Raw genomic sequence first — 24,240 nt, 5'->3', positions numbered from 1 at the left:
GCACTACTCCTTGTGGTAGGGGGTTTCGGCCGGTGCCGCGTGGCCCAGGTCGCGGACGGTGTCGGCCAGCGGCTGGTGGCGTTCGGCCGCGCGGCGGCCGGCGATCGCGATGGCCTCGGAGGCGCGCGGGAGTTGGTCGGCGAGCGCGGCGGCGTCGGCCGCGATGCGGGTCGACTGCTCGACCAGCCGGACCGCCCAGCGGCGCAGCGCGCCGGGGATACGCCACCGGGTGATGGTCTCCAGCAGCTGTTCCATGCGGCGTGCGAGGGCCGCGGCGTCGGCGGCGTCCTGGCGCGCGATGTCGACGCGGGCGAGGATCTCGTCGGCGACCTCGGCGTCCGACTCGATCAGGTCGTAGATCGTCAGCTCGCCGTCGTCGCCGTCGACCGGGCCGACCGTCTGGGATGCCGACCGGGCCAGACCGGCCACCGGCACCGCCGCCGGCGGCGGCGGCGGCGGTGGGGTCGGGGTGACGGTGACGGACTCGCTGACGACCGTGGCGGACGCCACGGTGGTGGTCTTCGTCAACGTCACCCGAGGGGCGCTCTCCTGGTCGTTCATGGGGGGCTCCTGTTCACTGCTGGCGGGCCGGGGCGCCTCGGGCGGGGCGGCGGTCAGGGCCGCCACCGGCGCCGGCTCGGGGTCCGGTTCGGGCTCGGGGTCGACGCGCTCGACGTGGTAGGTGTCGGGCTCGGTCCAGGCCGGCGGCGGCGTCGGGGCTCCACGCCCAGCCCACGCCCCTCCCGGACCGGGCGGCGGCGACCAACCGCCCGCGCCACCACCGCCGTCGGGCGGCGGACTCGCTTCGGTCTCCTGCCCACCGGCCTCGTCGGTGGCCTGCTGTCCCTGGTGGGCGGCCAGCACCGAGCCCAGCTCCAGGCGGGCCTGGAGGCGGTCCCACCACGCCCGCGACGTCCGGCCCTTCTCTTGGGCCGACTCCCAGCGCTCCTTGCGCTTGGCCCGGCGCTCATCGCGGGTCGCGTCACGCCGGGTCCGCGCGTCCTTCCTCGCTTTCTTCAGTCGCTGGCGGGAAGAGGTGTCGGCCTCCAACACCCGCGCCCGCCGGTCGCGGGCCTCGGCACGCTGTTCTCGCCGCACGCGCCCGGCCAGCCGCCCGGACAACCCGCCCACGGCCCCGCCGACCGCGCGGGCGCCGGCGCCGAACCCGCCCCCGCCGCCGTGGTGGGAGCGGGGGTGGGGGACGCGGTTGGCGCCCAGCCCCAACACCCCGCTGGAGGGCCGATCCCGCCGACCGCTGCCGTCGCCCCGGCCTCCCCCTCCTCCGAGACCGGCCCCGCGGGCGCCGGTCCCTGACCCGGAGGACGACCTCTGCGGGGACCAGGAGGAGGACGAGGTCCCGTCCCGGCCACCACCGCCCCGGCCCCCGGAACTGGCTCGCGAGCCGGTTCCGGAGCTGAGGCTGGAGGAACCCGCGCCGCGGCCACCGGCCGCTCCGTGTCCGCTGGCCGTGCGGTGACCGGCCAGGCCGCCCTCTCCCCGCCCACCGCCGCGCGAGCGCGGGCCGATGCCGCCGCTCGGGCTTCCCGCCCGGCCGCCGCCGGCACCGAGGCCACCGGCCCCGAGACCGGCGCCGGTCCGGCCGGTGCCCAGCCGCCCGCCGGCCGGGCCAGCGCCCCGCCCCCATTCCGGGCCGGGCGGCACCCGCCGCCCGCCCGCCCCGCCCGGCGTAACCGAGGCTCCGGTCGTGCCGGCCGCGGCGCGTTGCCGCACCGCCTGGTGGTGCTCGCCACGGCTACGCACCCACCGGGCCAGCCCGCTGGTCCCGCGCACCGCTGCCACCGTGATCCCGGCCGCGACCAGCACTCCCAGCGCCGCCCCGCCCCGCGCCCCCAGCCGCTCTCCGGCCCCTGACGGCGACACCCACCCCTCGCCGGGGCCGTCGACCTGGCCGTCACCGGCCGGGACGATCGGGGGCAGGGACAGCGCCGGCGGCGGCACCAGCACCCCTGGCCCGCCGGTGATGGCCGGCCACGCGGTTGTGGGCTCCCCACTACCGGGGCCCCCCGGGTCCGGGGGCGGCTGGGCCCCGCTCTGCGGCCCCGCACCGGGCGGGTCCGCCGGCGGCCGCAAGCCCACCAGCGGGAAGTTGATCACCCGCCCGCCGTCGTCAGGCATCGTTCAGCCCTCCTTCGGGAGTTGACAGGCCGTGAGGAGCACGGCATCCTCGCGCGCGCACGTCGCGCGCGCGCCTCGCCCCCTCGGGACCCGCAGCGCCGGGGGCCGGCAACAACAACAACAAGTCACCCACCGTGACCACTGTGACCTCCTTGGCGTTGGCACCAGGTGTGGAGTAGCGCCGCCAGCTCCCGCCACACCGGATCGTCCGCGCTCTCCGCACGGCCCGTCGCGATCCCCCGGGCGTAGTCCCACATCACTCCGGCCAGCTCCCGCTCCGACCCGGCGGCGGCCTGACGGGAGTTGTAGTGGTCCGCCAGGTTCTGCCGCCGCCGCTCGGCCCGCGCCGCGCGGTTCACCGGCCGCCACCGGTCCCGAAGAGCGCCCCGAACGGCGTCGCCGGCTGCTGGTCGACCCGCTCCTGGCCCTGGCCGGTGTCGGTGCCGGCCACGTGCTCCACCGCACGCCCCACGCCCGTCCCCTCAACCCCGCCACCGCCAGCCCCGAGCGCTCCCTGCTGGCGTGCGGCGAGGGCGGCGCGCTTCTTCGCCGCCCTCGCCGCGGCCTTCTGCCGCCGCGCCGCCGGCAACTGCACCCGCACCCGACGGTGGTCGGTCTCCAGCTGCTTGCCGGCCTTAACGATCAGCTCGGAGTGCCGGGCCATCTGCCGCAGCCCGCGCGCCAGCTGACGGGCGTGCAACCAGGAGGTGACCGCGTTGTCGCCCTCTACCGGGGCGGCCTGCGCGTCCCGGCGGACCTCGTCCGCCAGGGCCCGGAAATCGCGGGCGTAGTCCCGGAAAATCGCGCGGATCTGGTCCGCGTACAGGGCCACACCCTGCTCGGTCTGGAGATGGTCCGAGGTCCACCTCGGTGTCTCCTGCTGCTGCTCATCGGTCATCATGAACTCCCGATCTCTCGTGCTTTTGCTGGTCGGTTCCGGCAGTTGCGGCGAGGCCCAGCCCGATAGCTGCGGGCTGGGCCTCACCGGTGGTGCCGGGGCGGCCGCGCGATGGACGCGCGGCCGAACGTTCCACGCGCGGCTACGCGCTCGGCTGGTGCGCGTCAGGCCGGGATGGGGGTGCCGTTGACCGGCTCGGTGCGCGCGGCGGGCCGCGCGAGCTCCCGGGCTCGGGCCGCCCTGAACTCGCGCAGCCAGTTGCGTGCGTTGCCGGGGGCGACCCCGAAACGCTCGGCGAGTTCAGCGGCGCTCGGCTCCGCGCGGCCAGCGCTTGTCTCCGCGCGGTAGAGCTCCCAACCCGCTTGCTTGGCGTCGGACTCGAAGAGTCGACCGCCGCGTCCCGGAGTCGGACCGTCGGTGAGGTGCTCGGTGAGGTCACCGCGCAGCTTCTCCAACAGCGCGGTGATCTCGCTGGCCTGCCGCTGCTGCGCGGCAGCCCGCTCGGCAGCGGCCCGGGCCTCGCGCTGCGCTTCCCGAGCGGAGTGCTCGGCTCGCTGAACGGTCTCGTTGTGCTGGTGGAGGGCCTGATCGAGCCGGTCCAGCTCCTGCTGCCGTTCGGTGACCGCCACCCGGGCCTCGCGGGCCTGGCCTTCGGCCTCGTTGTAGGCGGCCTCGGCACGCGAGGTGGCTGCCTGCAGGCCTTCCAGGTCCCGGCGCAGCGCGGCGAGCTGGTCCTCGGTGCCGTGCCGGCCCTGCCGCGCGGTGTCGGTCTGCTGCTCCAGGCGGTGCAGCTCGGACTCGGTGCGTTCCAGGCGCTCGCGCGAGAGGTCGGCGTCGTCGGCGAGCTGCCGCGCGCGGCGCTCGGCGGTGGCGGCGTTGTCTTCCGCGCGCTGCCGCGCGGTGTCGGCGTCGCGCCGCGCGCTCTCCGCGCGCTCGGCTTCCTGCCGCGCGTTCTCGGCCTGTTCGGTTGCCTGCTGTGCCTCCTTTTCGGCTTCGGCGCGCGCGGTGTGAAGGCGACTCAACTCCTCCCGCGCGGCGTCGGTTTCCTCTACCGCGCGCTGCCGCGCGGTCTCCGCGCGCTGTCGAGCGTCTTCCGCGCGCTGCCGCGCGGCTTCGGCTTCCATGGCGCGCGTGTTCGCGCTGATGCGCTGCGCGCTCGGCACAACGGCGAGCGTCTCGAGCATGTCCATCACCGCCGGGGCGTCGCTGTAGGTTGCTTGGGCGACGCCGTCCACGCCGGTGAGCGCGGCCATCCGGCGGGCCAGGGCGAGGGCCTGCTCCGGGTCGGTGGCGACGTCCGCGCGGTCGATCGCCCGCTGGGCGACGCGCCGGAGCTTGCTGACCCGGCGATCGGCACGGCCCCGCTGCCTTGGCCCGTCGGCGGCGGTGAGCCGCTTCTGTGCCTCGATGGCCAGCCGCAGACGGTAGACGCGGGCGGCGGCCCGCTGGGCCATGGCGGCGCGGGCGATCTGAGAGCCGCGGTCGGCGGCGTCCAGGCCCAGGACGGCGAACAGAGTGGACCAGCCGTGCTGCCAGGCCAGGATCAGCAGCCGGAGCGGGCCGGGCTTGGCCTCTTCGTCTTCCGCGTCCGGGTCGTAGAGCTTGGCGCGGAGCTTCAGCTCAATCAGCCACGCTGCCAGGGGCGGGATCGCCCCGAGGACGGGCATCGCCCACCCAGTCGGGGCGTGGACGGCGTTCATCCCAGCGGAGAAGCACACCAGCAGCCAGGCGGTGCGGTGCATCAGCCGCAGCTCGGGTGTCCAGCCCTTCTCCGGGTCGGCTCCCCGGTACATCATCAGCAGGAGCGTCAGTTCAGCGGCGTCGAAGACCGCGATGAAGCCGACCGCCATCACCGGCGGCAGGCCAGCCAGGTCGATGGCAAAGTGCCACAGCCCGTAGACGGAGACGCCGACGCCTCCGAGCGCGACCACCGCCTGGGGGCCGATGCCTTCCAGGGGCTTGGGCATCTTCCGGGCGGCGATCAGCACCACGGTGAGCGTCAGCGCGATGCTGACCGTCATGGCCACCACGAGGTAGGGGTTGGCCATCACCCAATCGGTCACGGGCGACAAGAAGTCCAGCATCATCACTGGGCACCCCCCAGCGGCATCCGCTGAATCCGCCACAACACCTCGGTGGCTGTGCGCCGCACGTCCTCGGCAGGGCTGGTCTGCCACGTCCAGCCGTCGCGCGGCGCACCCAGCGCCTCCGCCGCGTCCTCCGCGTCCTCCCGCGTGGAGTGAACGGAGTGCAGCTCGCCGCGCTCCAGCAGCACCCAGACGCCGGGGTCCCGCGCCTGACGGCGGGCCTGACGCAGCAGCGCACGCAGCGCCACCTGGTCCTCGTGATCCAGCAGAGGCCGGTCCGCGACGAGCCGCATCTCGTCGGCCTCGCGGTTCAGCTCGGCCAGCTGATCCTCCAGCTCGCTGGCCTCTTTCTCGGCCCGGCGCCGGTCGTAGTCCGCGCGCCGGAGCCGCGCGGCCAACTCCTCCTGCTCCCTGACGGCCGCCTCCAGGGCGACCGTCAGGCCGGCGATCCGGGCCTCCAGCGCGGCGCGCGTCGCACGGGTCATCACGACCGGGAGCCACCCCGCCCGCGCGTCGCCGGGCGCCTCGAACTCGTCCTCCGCGTCCCAGTCCCAGTCGTTGGCAACGCCGGGGGCTGGGGGCGTGGTCGTCATCTCGCTCATCTCGTCTCCTCACACGGGTGAGGGCCCCGCTGTGGGGGCCCTCACCAGGTCAAATGTTGTGTCGGGGTGTCAGCGGTCACACTGTTTGGGTCCGCCGGCGGTGCAGCCGCAGCTCTGACATGCCGATCCGCGCACCACGCTGGTGCCGCAGTGGCACTTCAGGTCGGCCTTCTTGCCGAGGGTCAGCGGCATCACGCGCGGGTGCGGGCGGGCCAGGCTGGTCAGGTCCTCCGGCTCGTAGCCGTCCTGGTCGTCCTCGGTCTCGATGTCCTCGCCGATCCACGCGTCGGCGGCGAGCAGCAGGTCGGCGGCCGGGGCGGGCACGGCCAGGTCCTCCGGCCGGATCAGCCCGACGTCGACCATGTCGCCGACGGCGTCCAGGCCGGCGTTGTCCAGCTCGGTGCCGAGGACGAGTCGGCCGTAGGTGGTGAGCATGTCGGTGCGGGTGGCGGCGAGGATCTCGTCGTCGGGGTCGGTGAGGGTGGCGAGGGCGTTGACCCAGGCCATGTCGGCGCACTGGCAGGGCCAGAAGCCGCAGGTGGTGCAGATGCCGCTGGTGGAGGGACGGTCCTCGAGGGTGGGGGTCTCGACTCGGGGCTGCGGGTCGTGCATGGTGGTCGTCACAGAACTTCTCCATCGGTTGGTCTGTGATGCGGGCCCGGGGCTGCCACCCCGGGCCCGCGCCTGTTGTTGTTGGTGGTGGTGCTGGTCACGCCGCCGGGGCGGCGCGCCGGGTGCGGCGTCGGGCGGCGCGGCGTTTCATCGCCCGGCGCTCCTCCTCGGACGCGCCGCCCCAGACGCCGTACTCCTGGCTGGTGGCGAGGGCCCACTGCAGGCACTGCTCCATGACGGGGCAGGTGCGGCAGACGGCCTTGGCGGTCTCGGTCTGAGTGAGGGCGGGGCCGGTTTCCCCGACGGGGAAGAACAGCTCGGGGTCCTCGTCGCGGCATACGGCGTTGTGTCGCCAATCCATGGCTTCGCTCCTTCGGGTCAGCGGTGGATGATCACGCGCTGCATCGCGACGATCGGGCTGTTGGGGTTGGCGAGCGCGGCGAAGCACTCGTTGACCCAGTCCTTCTCCCAGCCCAGCCAGCGGGTGCCGTCCGACCAGATCGCGTAGTACGCCTTGCGTCGCTTCATGGGGTTCTCCAGGTGGGTTGCGGGGCTGTTGTCCAGTCCCCTGCACGCCGCCGGCCCCGTACCCGAGTCAGGTGGGTGCGGGGCCGGCGGCGTGCGGGCGGCTGGGGTCAGCGTTCAGCGCGGTTCGGTGGTGTCCTCGTATGCCTGGCGGTGGGTGTCTGGCGTCCTCGAGGTGTCGGGGTTCGGGTTGCTGGCCGGGGTGGTGTTGAGGTTGAGGCCGCCGGTGATGGTGCCGGCCTGGATGATGTGGCCAGCGACCTGGCCGGTGATGGTGTTGGTGACGGTGCGGGGCGTGTTCTGCACGGTGTCTCCTGTCTGAGTGGTGGGTGGTCAGCGGGTCGGGGTGGTGCGGGCGTTGTTCGCGCGGCGGACGGCGGGGAGGACGCGGCCCCATTCGGTGGCGCGGCGGTCGGCCGGCGCGGCGAGCAGGCGCAGGGCCTCCTGCTCGAGGCGGGTGCCGGCGGGGCAGCGGCTCGTCGAAGTGCAGGTGGTGCAGCGGGCGAGGTGGTCGCGGTGCGCGCGGCGGGCGACTTCGGCCGGCGCGAGGTCGGTCTGGCCGGGGCCGCGGGGAGCGGGCGCCGCGCGCTTGATCAGGGTGGTGGCGTGGCGGGCGGCCGGGGTGACGGCTCCTTCGAGGGCCTGCTGGTAGCGGCGGGCCCATTCGGCGACCGTGATGTCGATGACCAGCGCCCGGTTGCTGCCGAGGCAGCGGCGGCGGTTCGGGGTGCCGGCCTTCTGGGTGTCGTGGGGGGTGACCAGCGGGGTGCGGCGTTGGATGCCGAGGATGGCGCACCAGGTGCCGCAGTCGGGGCAGACGAGGCAGAGGGCTCCGGGGCGGAGATCGAGGTGGAGGAGGGGGAGGGCGGAGAGGGCGAGGGCGGGGCGGGCGGAGGGGGTTCGGGCTCGGGTGCGGCTTCGCTTGGGGCGGGTGCGGGCCGTGGTGGGGGAGTTGCTCATCGGAGGTCTCCTCAGGGCGGGGGCGAGGGTGAGGAAGGGCGCGGTGCTCTCTCCGCCCGTCAGGGGCCCAGCCCCGTTTTGGGGGTGAGGTCCTGACGGACAGACAGCGCATCTGCGCCGTGACCTGAGGATTTCGGTGGTGCTATCGACCCAGGTCGGGTGGTTCGGACGAGGTCCGGCCACCTCCGCCGTCACCAGCCGTGGGGCTGGTGACGACAGGGGCGGTCGGGTTAGGCCGCGGCCGGCAGCCCGGGGGAGTGGTCGGTGACGCCGTGCTGGTTGAGGAGCGCCTGCTCCCAGTCGGCGAGGCGCACCGCGGAACCGCCGACGACGGCGCCGGCGGGGGTGGTGGGGTAGGGGTTGCGGCGGGTCGGAACCCGCTCCGGGGTCAGGCCGGGGGCGGGGTGGAGGTGCTCGCGCAGCGTGGTGCGGGCGGCGGCGGCGAGGTAGGCGGGGAGCCCGGACGCGTTGTCGAGTCCGGCGCCGGCGGCCAGGTCGACCGCGCCGGCCGCTTCGACGCGGGCCCAGACCCGGTCCGCGAGCTGGTCGGCGCGGCGCCAATCCCACGGCGGAAGCGACGAGTTGAGGTAGGCGAGCAGCTGCCGCTCCCACATGGCGCGCTGCTGCGCAACCACCAACGACGGCAGGTACGGGGACCGAGCGAGCGAATCGATGTCGAGCATGACGCCTCCGGACTAGACACAGCGGACCGAGGGGACTAGCGTCCATCTCATTCAACTTGTTCAAACGAGTTGAATGAGATGAGCATGTACCCGAGCAGCCTGAGATGTCAAGGGAGGTGGTCCAGGATGTATGAACAAGTCGCTCGTGTGAGCGATGATGTGGGCATGAGCCCTGCACCGCTGTATCGCCAGATCGCCGACACCATGCGATCGGACATCACCGCCGGCCGGTTCCCGCCAGGGAGCAAGCTGCCGTCCGAGCGGGAGCTGATCGACCGGTTCGGGGCGGCCCGCGGCACTGTCCGAGCTGGCCTCAACGTGCTGATCACCGAGGGGCTCATCACGCCTGCTCAAGGGCGCGGCTATCAGGTGCAACAGCACGAGGTGTTTACCCTCGACGCATCACGACACGAGAACCTCTTGTTCTCTCGCCCGGAGGATGGCGACTCATTCAGCAACGACGTTCGGCACGCTGGACGAGCACCACACCAAGAATTCCGCGTAGAAGTAACGGAGGCGAGCGCCGAGGCGGCACAGCGGCTACAGATCGAGGACGGCGGAAGAATCGTCCTTCGGTACTGCCGCCGCTTTGTGGATGACACACCATGGTCAATCCAGGCAACGCAATATCCGCAATGGTTGGTCAGCGAAAACCCGCGCCTATCAGACCCGGGCGACGTAGTGGAAGGAACTACGCGATACCTTGCTGATCGCGGGGTCAAGCAAGTTGCATTCCATGATGAGTGGGCGACGCGAATGCCGACTCCGGACGAGGCCCGGGAGCTGCAAATCGGCCCTGGCATCCCCGTCCTGGTTTGGGTGCGAACTGGCTACACCTCAGAGAAGCGCCCGGTGCGGCGCACCGTGACCATCTTCCGTGGGGACCTGAACCGTGTCACCTATGACCTCGGTGACACGGATGCCCTGCCCACTGAAGAGGTGAACGCTGCATGATCGTCGTGCACGCTACTCCGGCAGACCTCCCGCTGCTCCTTGCATATCGTCGAGAAGCAGCAGGCTGGCTTGCGGAAATCGGGATCAACCAATGGTCGAACCCATTTCCAGAAGAACACATCCTCGCCAGTATCGAGGGGGGAAATGTCTACCTCGTGGTAGACGATAAGGGCCCAATGGCCACAGTCACTTTGGATAATGAGCCGGAGCCCGACCTGTGGACTAAAGAGGAGCTGGATACTCCCAGCTTTCACCTTCACAAGCTGATCGTTAGCCGTCGAAGCAGTGGCCTCGGAATCGGGACCAAAATTCTGGACTGGGCGAGCAACAAGGCTGCCACAGATGGGAAAGAATGGCTGCGAATTAACGCCTGGACGACCAATACCAAGCTCCACCGGTATTGGGAAAGTCACGGATTCATGCATGTGCGGACAGTCACGGGAGGGGGCGTCGGCAACGCTGGCGTTGCCGGCTGGCTGGCCCAGCGTCCCGCTCGCCGCTGCCGTTCCGGGCTTCACGACCACACATCAGCCGACCAACTGAGATGATCTCCTAAAGGTTGATGGCCGCCCCTGCGCCAACAGGAACGGCCATCGAAAGCGACTCACCGGCCTAGCAACCCTGAGTCGTGGAGCAGTGCGGTGACTGCCGGCGCCCGCCGCGCGGACGGTCACCTGGACAACAGGATAAGCGGCCAGCGCTCGTGCTGCATAGCACGGCCTTGACCACGACCAAGCGAGTCCATCCGGACACGTATCGTCACCGCACTGGTTCACGGCTCCCCAATCCCAGGGGAACCCCATGCACGACCCGCACCACCACCGCGCCACCGCGGTACACCGCCCGCCCGACGCGCGGACCCGACGGCCCGGCAAGAAGTTCGCCACCGCCTGTCACAAACGCCGTCGCCTCGCTCCTTGGGTGGGTGTGACCACACGACTCGGGCGCTTGACCGCCCACACCACGCCAGCCTCGCCGACCGCCGACGGCCACCTCCAGGTGCTGGGGGAGGTGTCCTGGTGGGGCTGAAGCCTGAAGTCCGCCGCGGTGGCGGCCTGCCGTTCGGACAGGTCGTCTCGCAGTGGGTGTGCGATCCGAGGTACACGACGAACCTACGGACGCTCTACTCCATCCTCGTCACCTACGCCGACATCGGCGGGCGGGACACCGGCAAGGGCCGGCCGTACCGCTCGGAGCTGGCGGCACAGCTCGGATGCTCGAAGAGCACGCTGGACCGCACGATCGTGGAAGGCGAGTGCGCCGGCCTGTTCTGGGTTGAGTCGCGCACGGACCCTGCCAACCCGAGCTTGAACGAGGCGAACGTCTATCACCTCAACGACGCGCAGTTCTGGCGTGGGGAGTGGACCGACCCGCTGGAGCCGGGCATGAGCGCCAAGCAGGCCGCCGAAGCGATGCTCGAGGCGCGCCGGAAGACGAAGCGCGAGTCGGGGATCGAGCGCAAGGGCGGCCGCAAGAAGAAGTCGGCAGCACGCCGCCCTCAAGGGGGTGGCTTCACCGGTGATGCCACCCTGGGCGAGGGGGGTGGCATCACGGGTGAAGCCAGGGGTGGCATCACGGGTGAAGCCAGGGGTGGCTTCACCCGTGATGCCCAATATCTAGAACCCCTTCTAGAACCCCTTCATCAAGAACCACAGGGCTCCCGTCCATCCGTCCCTGTAGGTGGGGTACGCGCGCACGAGGACAACGGACGGACGGACGGCCAGGGAGTCGCCGCCGAAGTGGAAGACCAAGTGCAGCCCGAACCGAGGGCCGGGCTGGCGGCGGCTGACGCCGCGCCGCCAGCCAGCCCGAGGATGGTTCGGACGCCGGGAGTCCAGTTGCTGCTGGACATCGGTCAGCAGCACCCCGACTTCGCGATCTGGGGCAAACCTTTGGTCGACCAGGCACAGATGGTCACCGGGATGCTGGACGCGGGATGGACTCGCGCCCAAGTCCGGCAGATCGTCACCGGCCAGCCACTGCCAGAGAAGATCCGCAAGAGCGTGGCCGCGATCGTCTCCAAGCGACTGGCAGAGGCCGCGAGGGTCGGCCCCCCGGGCGGCTACCGGCCGTTCGTCCCACCACAGACCCCCACCAGCCCTACGCCCCAGCCCCAGCCCCAGCCGGAGGACCAAGCCATGCCTCAGACGGCCAGGTCCACCTCCGAACCCTGCCCTGGGTGGGACGGAACACCGTGCGGCACGGACAGTCGCCCCACGGACGAGGACGGCCTGTGCGGCACTTGCCGCTACCGGGTGACCAGGCGCGAGGAAGCGGCCAAGAAGCCCGGCTCAAGGCAGCTCGCCACACGCGGAGGCAGTCACTGATGCCCATCGACTCCGCGACTGCACCACGTCGCTTCACGAACGTCGGAGGTTCTCGATGACCACTCTGCTCGGGACACCCTGGTCTGCGGTCACCCCATTGCTCGACCTGCAGCCAGGTGCACTCACCGCCGTGACGTCGATGAGCGGGGTCGGCAAGTCCACCTTCGCGATCAACGTGGCTACTCATAACGCAGGCGCCAAGCGCCCGACGGTCTACTGCTCCACCGAGATCTCTCTCACGGACCTGATGGAGAAAATCCTCGCGGCCCACCTCGGGCTCGACATCCAGCAACACGGCCTGCCCGCAGAACACCGGGGAGAGGCCCACCGAATGCATAGCCGTGTTGAGACGCTGCACTTCCTACTCGGGGACGACCGCCACACCATCACCGAGATCGAACGCACCGTTCCGGCAAGGGAAGCCCTGGCCCCGTTGGTCATCGTGGACTCCATCCAAGGCATCAGCCGTCGCAGCGAACCGGACTCCCTGGCCCGCAACCTGGCCGCCCTGAAGACGATGGCTGACGAGCACGGAGCGGCAGTCCTGATCGTCAGCCACCTCTCTCGGCCGGCCCAACAGCAAGGCGTCGACCACCTCCCACCGGAGGTGGTCGACGCAGCCGCCACAGTCGTCTCACTCCGTCGCACCACGCACGACTGGAACGACAACGGCAACGAGGGCCAAGAAACCGCCATCCAGACCCTCAAAGGGACTCATCGCGGGAAACGGACGACGCTCCTTCTCGAACCCCAACACTGCCGTTTCGTGCACACGGAAGGAGGGCGCTGACGTGGCGCTCGACACCCACAGCACCATCAAGGCCGGGCCGGTCACCATCGCCGACGTCAAGGTCCAACTGGGCTCGCCTTACCCCCGGCACCGCTCCGACCTGCCTGGCTGGGGCGCCTTGATCGAGCTGCCCGCCGTCATGCAGCTGCTGGCCGCGATCGAGGCCGGCGACATCACTGCCGACCAGGCCCGCGCCGCGTTCGGCCCGATCCTGGCGGACCTCGCCGACTACCAAGCCGAGATGGACCGGTTCCACCGCGCCATGGACGACGAGATCGGAGGCGCGCGATGAGCCCCGACCAGGACCCGGACGCCCTGTTCGCTGCGGTTGACGCCCTGTTGGCGCAGCCGCGGGATCTGCCCGCGCCCGAGGAACGTCTGCGGCTGCGGGAAGCCGCGCACCTGTCCCGCCCGGAACTCGCCTCCGTACTTCAAGTCGCGCCCGGCACGATCGCCGGCTGGGAGACCGGCCGGACCGAGCCGCAAGGCACCACCCGCGCGGCCTACGCACGCCTTCTGGACGGCCTCGCGGCCCGCTACCCGGCCCCGAGCCCGGGCAGCCCAGCGACCGGCCCGCAGACGGCCACTGACGCCCCGTCCGACACCACACCGCCCCACGCCTCCGAGCCCCCCACCCCCACTCCTGCCCCGGCGGAACCCATGCCTGCGCCCGTTCCGGTCCGGGACCCCGACCGGCTCCCCGACGGCGCCGTCGTCACCGCCACACCCGAGCCGTGCGTCCTGTGCGGGCAGCCCACCCCCTACCGCGCCGCCGGCCGCCCCCAGCACCTCGGCGGCTTCTGCGCCCCCAACACCGGGGGCGCCGGCGCGGTCGCCGTCGGCGCGGCCAATCCGGCTGACGCCGACGCCCCGCCGGCCGCGAACGGCTCCGCCACCGTCGCCGCGGGCTCTCCGGGCGCCGCCGGCCCGGCGCGCCGTGCCGGTCAGAGGCGGGAGGACACCGGCGGCTTGATCGCCCGGAACGTCGCCGCCGCGCTGGAAGACAACGGCGGGGACGTCGACGCAGCCCTCGCCGCGCTCATCAAGCGAGCCATCCCGGACGGAATGGCCTTGCTGAATTCCACCCGCGTCGGATCGACGTACGACTTCACGAACTACGTGGATACCGACGCCATTCCGATTCTGAAAAAACCGTCCCGGGACGGCGCCGACCTCATCTGGGAAGGCCGCCCGAAATGGCGCAACCAGCAGGTTGAGGCCGGGCCGGCCCGCACCGTCACCGCCCTCGACGTCAACGGCGCCTACCTGTCCGCGCTCAAGACCCACCTCCCGATCGGCACCCTCCGCCACAACCCCGACAGCACCTACGACCGGAAACGGAGCGGCGTCTACCTCATCGACCCGCCCGAGTGGGCGCACGAGGACCTCCCCAACCCCCTCGGCTCCAGGGAGGAGCCCGGCCCGCTGTGGGTCACCGACCCCACCCTCCGACTCCTCAACCGCCTGTCCGGCCCCAAGTACCGGCTGTGCGCCGCCCCGGTGATCCACGAATCCTGGACGTCCGGCTCCTCGGAGGCGCTGCTGGAGCGGTTCCGCCGCGAACTGGCCACCGCCCGCGACACCGCGCTCCAAGACGGCGACCGCGTCACCCTCGAGTACGTCAAGGCCATGTACAGCAAGTTCATCTCCACCATCGGCGAAAGCAGCGCGAACCGCGAGATGCGCCGCCCCGACTGGATGCACATCATCCGCTCCCAGGCGTTCACCAACCTCTGGCTCAAGGCGTGGAAAGCCCACCAAGCCGGGCTGACGCTGGTGCGGATGATGGGCACCGACGAACTCCACGTCACCGGCGGCGACTGGCGCACCGTGTTCACCGAGGGCCGGCGCCTGACCGACATGAAGCTGAAGTCGGAGTACACCATCGGCCGCGGGGGTGACGGCTGATGGCCGGCCGCTGGACACAGTTCGGCCTCTACGGCGCCAACGGCGTTCCCGGCTGGGTCGCCCTCGGACGCGAAATGGACCGCCAAGTCACCGGCATCAAGAGCCCGGTCGACACCAAGCGCGGCCTCGCCGCGCGCTTGCGCTACCTCGACTCCCCGGCCGGCCGGGAAGCGATGGCCCGGGCCGGCATCACCACCCGGCCCCGCACGATCGCCGCCTGGACCGCCGGCACCCGGCGCCCACTCCCCGTCAACCGGCAACGCATCGACGAGGCGTACTGGGACCTCCGCCGCCGCAACCTCGCCATCGACTGGCAACGCCGCCTCGCCCGCACCGGCACCCGCATCGAGATCCACCCCGTCGACCAACGCAACGTCACCCGCGGCCGCGCCCGCGACCTGACCGTGCGACGGGTGACGGTCCGCGGCTACCGCATCTGGGACGACATCATCGCCGCCTGGATCAACGAAGACGGCGAAATGCTCGACATCGTCTGGGACGAAATCATCACCGACCTCGGCTCCGACTACGACTCCTACTCCCACGTCAGCTCGATTGGGTTCGGCATCTGAACCGCCCCCGCCCGGAGCCCTCGACACCCGACCGTGTCGAGGGCTCCGGCACGCACGCCCACCTGCCCGGCCTGTCGCTGCCGACCGTCAGGTTCCACTGGCTGACCCGCAGGGCCCGGGTTGTGCGCGGGCGGCGCGCCCAAGCCGACGCGCGCCGCCCATACCATCTGATTTCCGTCAGGCAGCCGTGTGCTCCTCGATGGCCGCACAGAATGCCGTCGTGACGACGATCTCACCGCCACTCCGGCCCACCGGGTGGCCATCACCACAGTCCTGCTGATGCTCGCCACCGGCTGCTCCAAACTGGCCGTCCAATCGCCAGCCGAAGGACATCGAGCTCGACCCCCTGGATGGCGGCCTCGTCGCGGTTACCCTCAACGGCCCTCAACTCGTCGAATACCTACGCCTCCTAGACCACGACGCTCACTCCGGCGACTGGCGCGGCGCCTCCGACCCTCTGGCCGTGGGCATGTGCGACGCGCTCGCCCCCGCCATCGACAGCATCACGGTGGGTCAACCTCCCACCGAAGTCCCCGTGGTGGCCGTCAACGACTCCGCCGCGCCAGCGACGGAGGAACCCGAGGTCGCCGCCCAGTAGCTCGCACCCCGAACGCCATTCCCGGTACCGGCCGATATCCGGTTTCTACTGCAAGTCCTTTCGACGCCAGGGAGAGTACTGTCTTGCCCGAGTACATGATTGGCACGCGCCGCTACCCAACGAAGAAGGCGCGGGAAGAAGCTGTGCGCGATATCTTGCGTCGGTACCGCGCACACACCGTGGTCGAGAACGAAGAAGACGACCTGCTGCTGAGGGATCTGCTGAATATGCATCCAGACGCAGAGGAAAAGATCGGCCCTGGTGTCGACTATTTCCGTGTCATCAAGACACCCCGAGGGAATCATAATGGACCTGAAGCGGTCCATATCAATGGCCATCGAGAGCCCTTTTCATACATGAAGTGCCTGCAGCCGCCGTCCCACGCGCAGCGTGTTCGAGCTGCGATGCGCACCGAGATCGAGGCGCAGGTAAACAGCTACTTTGAGTCCCGGAGAGCCGCCGGAACGCTTGTCTCGGACGAGTCCGGAGCCGCGCTGGACCCCGCCGATACCCACGTCTCCTACTTCCGAGGGCCAAGGTTCCACGATCTCGCGACTCAGTTCATCGCTGATGTCGGGGGATGGGAAGCCGTCGAACTCACCTCAGAGACAGAGCGAGGGCTTGCGCTGTTCACTGATCGGCAGCTTGGATCCAAGTGGCAAGCTCACCACCAAGAGCACGCCGTCCTTGGGCTGCTGACATCGAAGGAGAATCTTCGACGTCCCTGTGTCTGAGGCTTCAGCGTGGCGACAGCGGGAAGAGCCCGTCCTGCGGATGACGGCGGCCGACATCGCAGCCGAAATGGCCATTACCGTCGCAGACCTCAACGAGTACGTCTTCGGCCTGATCCCCACCCAAGTCGCCGGAGGAGGACGAACCTCACCTCCCGCGCGCCCCGGCCTCCAGCTCATCCGATCCTGACCACGCACGACGAGCCCCGGACCGAACGGCCCGGGGCTCACCCGTTGCCGCGCATCCGCACGCGGTACTGACCAGCCCGCCTGCGCCCACCGGGACTGGGCCACCCGTCGACCTCACACCGGCCTGCCGGCGGGCGGTGTCAGTCGTCGCCGGTCGCGGCATCCGTAGGGCGGGCGGTCTGCTTCAGCCGGGCCCTGGCCGCCACGGTCCCTGCCGGGACGGTAGCCCAGTAGGGATGGGTCAGCAGCGCCTCGGAGATCTCCAGCAGCCGGGCGCGGACCCGCTGCTCCTGGTCGTCGTGGTCCGGGCGCCACCCGTTGTCGGCCCGATGCTCAGTCCCGGTGGCGTCGGTCCACGGTCGGAACCCGGCGTGTTCATCTCCGACGTGGACTACAAGGACAAGAACGACAGGCCGCTGCCCAAGCTCACCCGTCCGGGAAGACCGCCGTCCTCGGCAAACAGGACTGTCGCTTCGTCCAGCAGCACCGACGGCAAGGTCGGTGCCTTCCACGAGCACTTCACGAGCGAGGTCAACAGCCTGTTGAGGTTCACATCCCAAAAGACGCCCAGAGCGTCCGCAAATTCAGGTTCACATCGCCGCGCTGACCTGCCCGGACGGGCCCACAAGACGCGTTGCGAGGTCCGGTGGCTCCCATTGAGGCTGGCGCGTGCTTGACCCCCCATTGAGTACGTCGTACCCGCACTGACCTGCGATCTTGTGCCTACAGGCGGCTCGGGCGAGCAAGCCGGCGCCGTCAGCGCCCCTCCGTAGACTCCCGTGAGGCGAGGAAACCGCGTAACCCATTCGATTCCTAGGCCGAGTTGGGTCACGCAGCCTCCCCTCGTCGCCACCCCGAGAAACAGACACGGAGAGGACAACTTCCTTGCAGCCTAATGACCAGCCCCGCGACGGAGCGAGGCCCCACAGCAGTCCGTTACCCCGCGTGGTGCAGTGGGTTCTGCGCCGTCGCCGCGCCGCGGCAGGACTATTCCTGCGCGGTGTCTGCTCCGGCGCCGGCACTGCCGCGGTGAGCCTGCTCGTCGTGTGGGTCCAGACCCGTTAGCCCTACCAAGCCCGACCGTCGCCAGGCCAGCGTCCTGGCAACGGCCGGGTCGGCTGCCACCCAGGGGGCGGCCCAAGGAGCCGCCGGACAACGCCGCGCCGGCCGGCGACGCAGCTCCAGATCGACCGCCCCAGACACTCTGGTACCTCCGATATAGCGCTCTGAACTGCAGTTATTGTCGGTTTGGTACCCGAACGCTATCGTGGTGGCCATGCCGGCACTCAACGTGGAATTCACCGAGACCGAACTCGAGGCGCTCCGCGCGATCGCGACCGAGCGAGGGGTCACCCTCAAAGCTCTGGTCCGTGAAGCGACGACCGCCGACATCGAACGCCACCGCGCGCTGAAGGAAGGCGCCGACGTCTTCCGCCGCTTCTTCAACCAGCACGAGGAGGAGTTCGCCGCCGCCTTCCCCGACGACGAACCCCAGCACGACGGCAGGACGCGAGCCGCCTGAACCATGCCACCCGTCATCTACATCGACGTCCCCTGGCTGCTCCAGCGCCACGAGGAAGTCCTCCCCAAGCAGCCCTCCGTCGCGGACTTCTCCGCGTTAGTCGCCGCCGTCGCCCGCCACCGCGTCGACCCACCACGCCTCGGTGTCGACTCCGACCCGGCCTGGAGAGCCGCCGCCCTCCTCCACACCCTCGCCCTCCTCAAACCCCTCCCCGCCGCGAACGCCCGCTTCGCCTGCGCGACCGCCGTCGCCTACATGCACATCTCCGGCGAGGGCGTCGACCCGCCCTACGGCGCGCTGGTCGACCTTGCCCGCGACCTCCTCGAAGGCCGCGCCGACGTCTACGCCGCCGCCGACCGCATCCGCTCCTGGCGCCTGTAGTTCCCAGGGTGGGGGAGCGATGGCGGTGCGCTGGTGCCCGAGCGTTGGAGAAGAACGCGAGACGGCGTCCTGAGACGCCGATGCGATCCCGTGTACCGCAGGGTCCACGTCCTCGCTGCATGGCGCATCGCTGAGGCGGGTTCGGGTTCCTCGTGCAGCCGGCGGTGCCAACCGCCGGCTGCACGCTCGACGGCCCCGGCTAGTGCTGCTCGTCCGCGGTTCCGTCAACGGGCTCTTCTCCGTCGACGTCTTCCTCGTCGACCGAGTTGTCGCTGGCCGCGGTCTCGTTCAAGGCGGGCAGCTGTGCGTGGTCGGCGGTGCGGTCGTCCAAAGTGATGGTGACTTGGGTGCCGTCGGTCTCCAGCTCGGAGAGCGCGTCGTTGATCCTCTGGTAGAGGGTGGTGGCCAGGGCCCAGTCCGCGCTGTCGCCGGGCGCGGTGTTCTGCGTGGTCCACAGGCTGATGAGTACGGCGATCAGGGAGCGGCCCGACAGCTGGGCCTCTACCCGGTCGTCCGCGTCGACCTCGATCTGCTGCGGGGTGCGGAAGTGCGGGTGGTGGTCGGCTTGGCCGACGACGAAGTCCCACAGGTCGCGGTGGCAGACCAGCCCGGCCCGGGAGACCCGAGCGGCCTCGCGCAGCAGCCTGGCGTGGTCCGCCTCGGCCTGCGTCTGCTCCTGGTCGACCTCGGGTACCGGGGCGTTGGCCGCGACCGCGTCCTCGAGGCGGGCGCGGGTCTCGCACAGTTCGGCACGCAGGCCGGCGACCGCCTCTTCGACCGCCGCGGTGAAGGCGGCGGGACTCGGCAGGCCGGCGGTCAGGCCGTCGACTTGCTCCCGGGAGGCGAGCGCGGTGACCTCGTCGCGTAGGACTGCGGTCTGCGTGCGGGCCTCGGCGACGCTCTCGTTCAGCGCGGCGACCTCCTCGCGCACGGCCTCGCGCACCGCGAGGAGAAGGTCGTCCAGCGCCGGCGGCGCCGCCGGCGCCGGTTCGGTGTGGGCTCGCTCCTCCGACGCCGGCGCCTCCGCGGTCCCCGCGTCGGCCAGGGTGGGCTCGTCGGGCGGGGTGTCGGCGGTGTTGGGGTGCTCGGGTGCCGGCGGCGTCTCGTCGGAAGCCCGCCGCGGGCCGGGGACCGACACGGCAGCCTCCGGGCGGTCGTTCGCGGCGACCGCCGGCACCGGGCTGGAAGTCGCCCACTCGGTGCTGGTCCCAGTGAGGGTCCCGAGGCCGCGGCCGTTGGCGGCCGGGGCGGGCGCCGCCTCGACAAGGCCCTGCCCGGCCGGCGGGTCGCCGGCCGCTCCCGCCCGTGCGGGAGCGGTGTCCCGGACAGCGCGCGACAGGTCGCGCAGCTCCCGCTGGACGGTCTCCAGGAGGGCCTGGACCTCCTGGCTGAGTTCGACGCCGTTGTTCGTCAGCCGGTTCTTCGTCTCGCGCAGGTCGGTGCGCATCCTCGACAGCTCGGAGTTCACCGCGGTCTCGGTGGCGTTCTGGTGCTGCTCGCCGGAGGTGCGGATGGCTTCGAAGCCGCGGGTGAGGTCTTCCTTGATCTCCTTGCTGGTGTGCATCACGGTGCTGTGCAGCATGTTCAGCGAGTTGGAGAAGTCGTCGTTGAGCTTCCTGGGCACGCTGGCCGTCTCCCTTGCGTATAACAGCATGTAGTCGTTTGATTTCTGGTTGCTGTCGGCCCTTGTGAAACCCAGTGGGCCGACGGTGGTTGGCCGCCGGTCGACCGCGCGGTCGACCGGCGGGTTGCGGGTCAGGCGGTGGCGTGCGGGTTGGTGGCCCGGTGCCATTCGGCGTAGAGGCGCTTGAGTTCTGCTCGCTCGCTCGGTCCCCAGGAGGCTGTCGCGCAGCGGTTCACCAGGCGCCGGATCGCGGAGTTGATGGAGTCACGGTCCTGACGGGACGACACGCGAGGGGGCAGCGGGCAGGACACGGACATGGCGGCCTCCGGCGGCAAACGAGAAGGAGAAGGAGATGGTGGGCCCGGCGACGAAGAAGCGGGCGGCGGGGGAAGGACGGACCGGCAGCTGCGGCCCTCTGCTCGAGCTCGCGACCGGTGTTAAGCCGCCCGATCGGGGCGGGGGTTGGGCACCGCCGGCCGCCTGGCGCCGGCGCTGCTCGCGCTGCTGCAGCCGCTGTTTCGTCCGGCCCGCCGTCCGGCCGCGCACCTCGCCCTTGGACAGCCCGGAGGCCGCGATGATGTCGTCGCGGCGGACCTTCCGCGCGCGGGCGTGCTGCACGCCCACGCAGCTGAGGTCCAGAAGGTCTCCGTCCAGGACGTGGATCATCCGCAGGATCCCGAGAGCGGTCTCGGGGGAGCCGTCGTCGGCGTAGGCGAGGTCGTGCACCGTGCGCGCGAGAGCGAGGAGGTCGTCCGCGCACTCGCGTACCTCAGCGCTGTAGGCGTAGGCCCGGGCCGTGTTCAGGTTGGGGCCCTGGTCGGCGCGGCGTGCTGCCTCGCGGCAGCGGCGGCTGCAGTACTCGCGCGGCCGGCCCAGCGGGTTGCGCTCGACACCGTTGTCGCAGCGCTCGTTCTTGCAGGAAAGCATCAGTGCCTCTGCTTGTGTGCCCTCAGGACATGAGGGGATAGACGTCCGTATGACGGTGGGGGGAAGCCGGGTGTGCACCGGAGCCGGCGCACACCCGGCGCAGACATGCGTCAGCAGACGAGCGAGGCGCGCGGGCGGCACGCCGCGATCAGCGCGATGCCTCCAGCCGCCACGGCGGGATCAACCGCCCGGAGCAGGATCAGCGGCATGATGAGCACCGCGAGGAACCCGCACAAGACGCCACTACCGGAAGAGGCAACCCTCGCGGGGGTTTCAGACGCGCGAGACAACGGAATGGTAGTTTCGAGCCGCCACGCCCCCACAAGGCTTGGCAGCGGTGAGCGGTCAGGGAAAGGCATCTGCCCTCCAGGTCGTGAGCCATTTCAGAGGACGAAGGGGACCCCGGAAGGTTGGACGCCGGTGGGGTCCCTTTCGTATTGCCGGGGACGCTACATGGTCAACAGTGCGAGGCGCCAGCGTCACCGGGCGTAAGGGCGATGATGTGACCTGAGTAACCGACGAAATCACGCCGCCACGGTCAACTACGTGCGTAGCACGATCACTTGAGACCATGTTCCATCGAAAAACAACGGCCGCAGTCATATTTATAAGGCATATCAAATGATCAACGTCGGCAAGCTCAAAAACCCAAGCCCAACGAATTGACACTCAGTCACCACTGTCATGCCCCCCTCAGCCCCTGCCGCGTCCTTCTCCGGCAAGGGCGAGAACGCTCTACCGCCGCCCGGGCGAACTCGCGTTCTCCCTAAAGGTTGTACGCAGCGTTGCCGCTGCTCAGCGCGTCTTCGGAGCACGCGAGGGGCACCGGGAGCACGAACTGGTGCGCGTACTGCGACGGGGGCGCGCGCAAGAACGAAAGCACCCCCCACCTGCGGTCAGCTCAAGGCGTCAGAGCTCCCAGCTGACCCGCCGAAGGCGAGGGCGTCACCCTCACCTTCGAAGCGCGGGCTGCTCAGCAAGCCTCGAAGACCGGCTTGAGCGTCGGCCGACCGGGCGCCTGGCCCCGGGCGCGGTGACCATCGGGCGAGTGCGACGGTGACAGTGACGTCCTCGCAGCCTGTGGCGACCGTGTTGATCGCGGCCGGTTGTGGCCGGTGCGGTCCTCGTCCTGGAGCGGTAGCGCGGCGATCAGGTCGGAGAGAGGGGGACACCATGTCGCCCGGCGCGGCGGCCGCGGTGGGGGTGGGCGCCAGGACGAGGACGGGCACAACAGCGACGGGCCGCCAGCGCGGCCTGTCGAAGAAGAGAAAAGGTTCGCATGCCTCCTTTACCGCCCTGCGAAGTACAAGGTGACGGCTGGCCAGGGCAGTTCACTCGCCCGAGTCCACGAAATCTCACAGCCGATAGATGTTGGTCAGCAGGTGGACTCTTCGTCCGGCTGTGCTTCGATCACGCGCCATGTGCCCTCCCAGTTCTCCAGCCGCGCGGTCAGGGAGTACTCGACCGCGCGTTCCTCGGGAAAGTACCGTTGCTCGCCGCTCTCCGCGTCCCACAGCAACCAGTCTTCGACATTCAGACAGTCGGTGACCTCGGCGGCGGGTGGGTCGGCCTCCAGATCGAGTCGTGCGACCTCAGGGTTGAGCCGTTCCGGCTCCCCGGACATGTATCGCCCGTTCTCCCAGTAGCTCACAATGGCGCTCAGGAGCTCTTCCTGAGCGTCTCCGGCTGTGTAGAGGGGAAGATCGGTTTGCCCGATATCACCATCGCGGATGGCCTCCCGGTGGGCATCAATACCGTCCTCACTGACCGCCGCGGTGTGAGTCGTCCAGTACCCCTGGTAGGCCGCAAGTACGGCCACTTCGTCTGGGTTCGCTGGTGGCTCCTGTTGGTCGCCCTCGCCGGCTGGGGCGGACGGTGACGGAAGCGCTTCCTGGCTCTGCTCCTCAGGCTCGCTGGCCTCTCTACTACACGCGCCGAGCAGGGCAACCGCTACGAGGCTGACGGTTGCAGCCCACGCGGTCTGGCCTCGGGCAGTGCGGAGTCGTGAAGTCATCACGTGGATGCCCCCCGCGTCTGCTCGAGCTGCCCACGTCGACAACTCGCCCGCAAACGCTGTGTGTTCTCGCGATACCGCCAGGTTCTCACGACCACAACGCGCGGTGCTTAACCCACCATGGTCCAGCGCGCCGCTGCAGAAGCCGCGCACCGAGCTGCGGGAGCGACCGCCCTCAGCACCAGCTCAACGCTCCCGTTGCGGCATACGAGCTGGTTGGCTTGGGGTGGGTAGTCCAGATCGTGGAGGAGGATCTGGAGTTGGTCGGCCTCGCGGCTGCGGATGGGCCGCGGGTGGCTGTTGTGTTGCCGGATGGCCAGGAGGCCGTGGCGGTGGTGCGTCGCCGTCGGCACGAGGCGGGTATGCAGGGCGGCGGTGGATCGAGTCGAGACGTCACCAGATCGCCCGGATCTTGACCGTCGACTGGCTGCCAGACGTGCCCCTCTGACCGCCCTGGTGAACGGCCCTTCGGGCGGGGTACAGCCAGTGCCGACGCCCTTCACCGCTGGGACAACAGTGGAAAGCCTCAGTCCGGGGCCGTTCGCTCGACACCGCCACGCCTCAGGCGGGAGGATGACTGACATGAGTGCTCAGCCAGTTCACCATCACACTTCAGAAGGTGGGGAGCGGGTGCCGCGGACGGCCGATGGCATCGCCGCAGCCCTGTCCCCGGCGCGGCGGATGGAGTTCTACCGCGAGCTCGGCACCGCCCAACTCGACCAAGCCGAGGCCGTGCTGCGCCGGTGGTGGTGCGAGGCGATGCTCGACGCCGACCCGGAGGGCGACCGGCTCACGGCCGCCGCGCTGGACGGCACCCTCCCGCTGGCGAGCGTCTCCTCCGTCCTCGCACGCCGCCAGGCCCGAGGCCTCCCTGTTGACTGATCCGCACCACGATGCCAGCGACGAGGGCTGGCCCTGCCACCTCGCTCCCGGCGTCGAAGCACTCCTACTCGATCCCGCGACCGATCCAGCGCTGTTCTCCGCCGTGCTGGCCGCTACCGTCGCCATCAACGAGCACCGCGGTGAGGTCCCCGGGCACACCACTTCGGAACGCTGGCCTCAGCAGCGCCGTCTCCCGCTCGGGGACGGCGGGCTGCTCGGTGTCGCGGAGTACGTTGTCGTCGCCGACGCGGACCCGCCGCACTGCGTCCTCACCCGCGTCCAGCCCTTCTGACGGGCCGGGGCGGCACGGGTTCCCCT

The 24,240-nt window shown here is 70.5% G+C and carries 28 protein-coding genes; 13 read left to right on the top strand and 15 right to left on the bottom strand.

Annotated elements, in window-relative coordinates; translation table 11 throughout:
- Nucleotides 1–3: 3 nt before the first annotated feature.
- From CRP51_RS26585 to CRP51_RS26540, 11 genes are all read right to left on the bottom strand, one after another.
- The gene (locus CRP51_RS26585) at nt 4–1,227 is read right to left on the bottom strand and encodes a hypothetical protein (RefSeq protein WP_097233897.1); all 1,224 of its coding nucleotides are present in this window, start codon (nt 1,225–1,227) and stop codon (nt 4–6) included.
- Between the two features lie 1,034 nt (nt 1,228–2,261).
- Entirely contained in the window at nt 2,262–2,495 is a 234-nt protein-coding gene (locus CRP51_RS26580) for a hypothetical protein (protein WP_097233896.1), read from the bottom strand.
- A complete protein-coding gene (locus tag CRP51_RS26575) occupies nt 2,492–3,034 on the bottom strand; it encodes a hypothetical protein (RefSeq protein WP_141514672.1) in 543 nt (180 codons plus the stop codon). The genes CRP51_RS26580 and CRP51_RS26575 overlap by 4 nt, the downstream gene beginning before the upstream one ends.
- A 164-nt stretch (nt 3,035–3,198) precedes the next feature.
- Complete coding sequence (locus tag CRP51_RS26570; RefSeq protein ID WP_097233894.1) at nt 3,199–5,121, bottom strand: hypothetical protein; 1,923 nt, start codon at nt 5,119–5,121, stop codon at nt 3,199–3,201.
- Nucleotides 5,121–5,723: a hypothetical protein gene (locus CRP51_RS26565; RefSeq protein WP_245880823.1), complete on the bottom strand. Its 603-nt coding sequence runs from the start codon at nt 5,721–5,723 to the stop codon at nt 5,121–5,123. The genes CRP51_RS26570 and CRP51_RS26565 overlap by 1 nt, the downstream gene beginning before the upstream one ends.
- A gap of 69 nt (nt 5,724–5,792) precedes the next feature.
- On the bottom strand, nt 5,793–6,347 hold the full coding sequence (locus tag CRP51_RS26560; RefSeq protein ID WP_097233893.1) for a hypothetical protein: 555 nt from the start codon (nt 6,345–6,347) through the stop codon (nt 5,793–5,795).
- A gap of 85 nt (nt 6,348–6,432) precedes the next feature.
- Nucleotides 6,433–6,696: a WhiB family transcriptional regulator gene (locus CRP51_RS26555; RefSeq protein ID WP_097233892.1), complete on the bottom strand. Its 264-nt coding sequence runs from the start codon at nt 6,694–6,696 to the stop codon at nt 6,433–6,435.
- Nucleotides 6,697–6,713: 17 nt separating this feature from the next.
- Nucleotides 6,714–6,863: a hypothetical protein gene (locus tag CRP51_RS29035; RefSeq protein ID WP_170970688.1), complete on the bottom strand. Its 150-nt coding sequence runs from the start codon at nt 6,861–6,863 to the stop codon at nt 6,714–6,716.
- A 114-nt stretch (nt 6,864–6,977) separates the two neighbouring features.
- Nucleotides 6,978–7,166 carry a hypothetical protein gene (locus CRP51_RS26550; protein WP_097233891.1) on the bottom strand — a complete coding sequence of 63 codons (189 nt, stop codon included), beginning with the start codon at nt 7,164–7,166 and terminating at the stop codon, nt 6,978–6,980.
- 27 nt (nt 7,167–7,193) lie between these two features.
- Complete coding sequence (locus CRP51_RS29030; protein ID WP_097233890.1) at nt 7,194–7,820, bottom strand: hypothetical protein; 627 nt, start codon at nt 7,818–7,820, stop codon at nt 7,194–7,196.
- Between the two features lie 230 nt (nt 7,821–8,050).
- Entirely contained in the window at nt 8,051–8,503 is a 453-nt protein-coding gene (locus tag CRP51_RS26540; protein WP_097233889.1) for a hypothetical protein, read from the bottom strand.
- A gap of 126 nt (nt 8,504–8,629) precedes the next feature.
- On the opposite strand from CRP51_RS26540, the gene CRP51_RS26535 reads away from it, so the two are divergent.
- The 9 genes from CRP51_RS26535 to CRP51_RS26495 all read left to right on the top strand — a co-directional run bounded on the left by CRP51_RS26535 (nt 8,630) and on the right by CRP51_RS26495 (nt 16,386).
- Nucleotides 8,630–9,457 carry a GntR family transcriptional regulator gene (locus tag CRP51_RS26535; RefSeq protein WP_245880822.1) on the top strand — a complete coding sequence of 276 codons (828 nt, stop codon included), beginning with the start codon at nt 8,630–8,632 and terminating at the stop codon, nt 9,455–9,457.
- On the top strand, nt 9,454–10,005 hold the full coding sequence (locus tag CRP51_RS26530; RefSeq protein WP_097233888.1) for a GNAT family N-acetyltransferase: 552 nt from the start codon (nt 9,454–9,456) through the stop codon (nt 10,003–10,005). Before CRP51_RS26535 ends, CRP51_RS26530 begins: the two co-directional genes overlap by 4 nt.
- 471 nt (nt 10,006–10,476) lie before the next feature.
- Nucleotides 10,477–11,784 carry a hypothetical protein gene (locus CRP51_RS26520; RefSeq protein WP_097233886.1) on the top strand — a complete coding sequence of 436 codons (1,308 nt, stop codon included), beginning with the start codon at nt 10,477–10,479 and terminating at the stop codon, nt 11,782–11,784.
- A 55-nt stretch (nt 11,785–11,839) separates the two neighbouring features.
- Nucleotides 11,840–12,574 (top strand): RAD55 family ATPase, encoded by a 735-nt coding sequence (locus CRP51_RS26515; RefSeq protein ID WP_097233885.1) that lies wholly within the window; start codon nt 11,840–11,842, stop codon nt 12,572–12,574.
- A gap of 1 nt (nt 12,575) precedes the next feature.
- Nucleotides 12,576–12,866, top strand: a complete 291-nt coding sequence (locus CRP51_RS26510) for a hypothetical protein (RefSeq protein WP_097233884.1) — start codon at nt 12,576–12,578, stop codon at nt 12,864–12,866.
- Nucleotides 12,863–14,482 carry a helix-turn-helix domain-containing protein gene (locus CRP51_RS26505; RefSeq protein ID WP_097233883.1) on the top strand — a complete coding sequence of 540 codons (1,620 nt, stop codon included), beginning with the start codon at nt 12,863–12,865 and terminating at the stop codon, nt 14,480–14,482. The genes CRP51_RS26510 and CRP51_RS26505 overlap by 4 nt, the downstream gene beginning before the upstream one ends.
- Nucleotides 14,482–15,054, top strand: a complete 573-nt coding sequence (locus tag CRP51_RS26500; RefSeq protein WP_097233882.1) for a transcriptional regulator — start codon at nt 14,482–14,484, stop codon at nt 15,052–15,054. Before CRP51_RS26505 ends, CRP51_RS26500 begins: the two co-directional genes overlap by 1 nt.
- Nucleotides 15,055–15,517: 463 nt before the next feature.
- Entirely contained in the window at nt 15,518–15,652 is a 135-nt protein-coding gene (locus tag CRP51_RS30060) for a hypothetical protein (RefSeq protein ID WP_281259711.1), read from the top strand.
- An 83-nt stretch (nt 15,653–15,735) separates the two neighbouring features.
- Complete coding sequence (locus CRP51_RS26495; RefSeq protein WP_245880821.1) at nt 15,736–16,386, top strand: DUF3223 domain-containing protein; 651 nt, start codon at nt 15,736–15,738, stop codon at nt 16,384–16,386.
- Nucleotides 16,387–16,712: 326 nt separating this feature from the next.
- Here the strand turns inward: CRP51_RS26495 and CRP51_RS30305 are convergent, their stop codons facing one another.
- Nucleotides 16,713–17,084, bottom strand: a complete 372-nt coding sequence (locus tag CRP51_RS30305; protein WP_500691306.1) for a DUF8825 domain-containing protein — start codon at nt 17,082–17,084, stop codon at nt 16,713–16,715.
- A gap of 764 nt (nt 17,085–17,848) precedes the next feature.
- On the opposite strand from CRP51_RS30305, the gene CRP51_RS26490 reads away from it, so the two are divergent.
- Nucleotides 17,849–18,094, top strand: a complete 246-nt coding sequence (locus tag CRP51_RS26490) for a hypothetical protein (protein WP_097233920.1) — start codon at nt 17,849–17,851, stop codon at nt 18,092–18,094.
- Between the two features lie 3 nt (nt 18,095–18,097).
- On the top strand, nt 18,098–18,475 hold the full coding sequence (locus CRP51_RS26485) for a toxin Doc (protein ID WP_097233881.1): 378 nt from the start codon (nt 18,098–18,100) through the stop codon (nt 18,473–18,475).
- Nucleotides 18,476–18,674: 199 nt separating this feature from the next.
- Here the strand turns inward: CRP51_RS26485 and CRP51_RS26480 are convergent, their stop codons facing one another.
- The 3 genes from CRP51_RS26480 to CRP51_RS26470 form a co-directional block, all read right to left on the bottom strand.
- Complete coding sequence (locus tag CRP51_RS26480) at nt 18,675–20,129, bottom strand: hypothetical protein (RefSeq protein ID WP_141514671.1); 1,455 nt, start codon at nt 20,127–20,129, stop codon at nt 18,675–18,677.
- Between the two features lie 234 nt (nt 20,130–20,363).
- Complete coding sequence (locus tag CRP51_RS26475) at nt 20,364–21,026, bottom strand: hypothetical protein (RefSeq protein ID WP_097233879.1); 663 nt, start codon at nt 21,024–21,026, stop codon at nt 20,364–20,366.
- 1,375 nt (nt 21,027–22,401) lie between these two features.
- Nucleotides 22,402–23,040, bottom strand: a complete 639-nt coding sequence (locus tag CRP51_RS26470; protein WP_141514670.1) for a hypothetical protein — start codon at nt 23,038–23,040, stop codon at nt 22,402–22,404.
- Nucleotides 23,041–23,670: 630 nt separating this feature from the next.
- On the opposite strand from CRP51_RS26470, the gene CRP51_RS26465 reads away from it, so the two are divergent.
- Together CRP51_RS26465 and CRP51_RS26460 are read left to right on the top strand one after the other, a co-directional pair.
- Nucleotides 23,671–23,922 carry a hypothetical protein gene (locus tag CRP51_RS26465; RefSeq protein ID WP_245880820.1) on the top strand — a complete coding sequence of 84 codons (252 nt, stop codon included), beginning with the start codon at nt 23,671–23,673 and terminating at the stop codon, nt 23,920–23,922.
- The gene (locus CRP51_RS26460) at nt 23,915–24,214 is read left to right on the top strand and encodes a hypothetical protein (RefSeq protein ID WP_097233877.1); all 300 of its coding nucleotides are present in this window, start codon (nt 23,915–23,917) and stop codon (nt 24,212–24,214) included. Before CRP51_RS26465 ends, CRP51_RS26460 begins: the two co-directional genes overlap by 8 nt.
- The last annotated feature ends 26 nt before the right edge of the window (nt 24,215–24,240 follow it).

This window comes from Streptomyces zhaozhouensis, assembly GCF_900230195.1.
Classification (GTDB): Bacteria; Actinomycetota; Actinomycetes; order Streptomycetales; family Streptomycetaceae; genus Streptomyces; species Streptomyces zhaozhouensis.
The sequence above is the reverse complement of the archived record's forward strand: the minus strand, read 5'-3'. Positions and strand labels throughout refer to the sequence as shown.

Excerpts from the sequence above, each read along its gene's own strand:
- CRP51_RS26500 (WP_097233882.1), top strand. The coding sequence starts at position 14,482 with ATGGCCGGCCGCTGGACACAGTTCGGCCTCTACGGCGCCAACGGCGTT.
- CRP51_RS26540 (WP_097233889.1), bottom strand. The coding sequence starts at position 8,503 with ATGCTCGACATCGATTCGCTCGCTCGGTCCCCGTACCTGCCGTCGTTG.
- CRP51_RS26470 (WP_141514670.1), bottom strand. The coding sequence starts at position 23,040 with ATGACTTCACGACTCCGCACTGCCCGAGGCCAGACCGCGTGGGCTGCA.
- CRP51_RS29035 (WP_170970688.1), bottom strand. The coding sequence starts at position 6,863 with ATGAAGCGACGCAAGGCGTACTACGCGATCTGGTCGGACGGCACCCGC.
- CRP51_RS26505 (WP_097233883.1), top strand. The coding sequence starts at position 12,863 with ATGAGCCCCGACCAGGACCCGGACGCCCTGTTCGCTGCGGTTGACGCC.
- CRP51_RS26485 (WP_097233881.1), top strand. The coding sequence starts at position 18,098 with ATGCCACCCGTCATCTACATCGACGTCCCCTGGCTGCTCCAGCGCCAC.
- CRP51_RS26575 (WP_141514672.1), bottom strand. The coding sequence starts at position 3,034 with ATGACCGATGAGCAGCAGCAGGAGACACCGAGGTGGACCTCGGACCAT.
- CRP51_RS26515 (WP_097233885.1), top strand. The coding sequence starts at position 11,840 with ATGACCACTCTGCTCGGGACACCCTGGTCTGCGGTCACCCCATTGCTC.
- CRP51_RS29030 (WP_097233890.1), bottom strand. The coding sequence starts at position 7,820 with ATGAGCAACTCCCCCACCACGGCCCGCACCCGCCCCAAGCGAAGCCGC.
- CRP51_RS26530 (WP_097233888.1), top strand. The coding sequence starts at position 9,454 with ATGATCGTCGTGCACGCTACTCCGGCAGACCTCCCGCTGCTCCTTGCA.
- CRP51_RS26535 (WP_245880822.1), top strand. The coding sequence starts at position 8,630 with ATGTATGAACAAGTCGCTCGTGTGAGCGATGATGTGGGCATGAGCCCT.
- CRP51_RS26570 (WP_097233894.1), bottom strand. The coding sequence starts at position 5,121 with ATGATGCTGGACTTCTTGTCGCCCGTGACCGATTGGGTGATGGCCAAC.
- CRP51_RS26565 (WP_245880823.1), bottom strand. The coding sequence starts at position 5,723 with ATGAGCGAGATGACGACCACGCCCCCAGCCCCCGGCGTTGCCAACGAC.
- CRP51_RS26475 (WP_097233879.1), bottom strand. The coding sequence starts at position 21,026 with ATGCTTTCCTGCAAGAACGAGCGCTGCGACAACGGTGTCGAGCGCAAC.
- CRP51_RS26480 (WP_141514671.1), bottom strand. The coding sequence starts at position 20,129 with ATGCTGTTATACGCAAGGGAGACGGCCAGCGTGCCCAGGAAGCTCAAC.
- CRP51_RS26555 (WP_097233892.1), bottom strand. The coding sequence starts at position 6,696 with ATGGATTGGCGACACAACGCCGTATGCCGCGACGAGGACCCCGAGCTG.
- CRP51_RS26490 (WP_097233920.1), top strand. The coding sequence starts at position 17,849 with ATGCCGGCACTCAACGTGGAATTCACCGAGACCGAACTCGAGGCGCTC.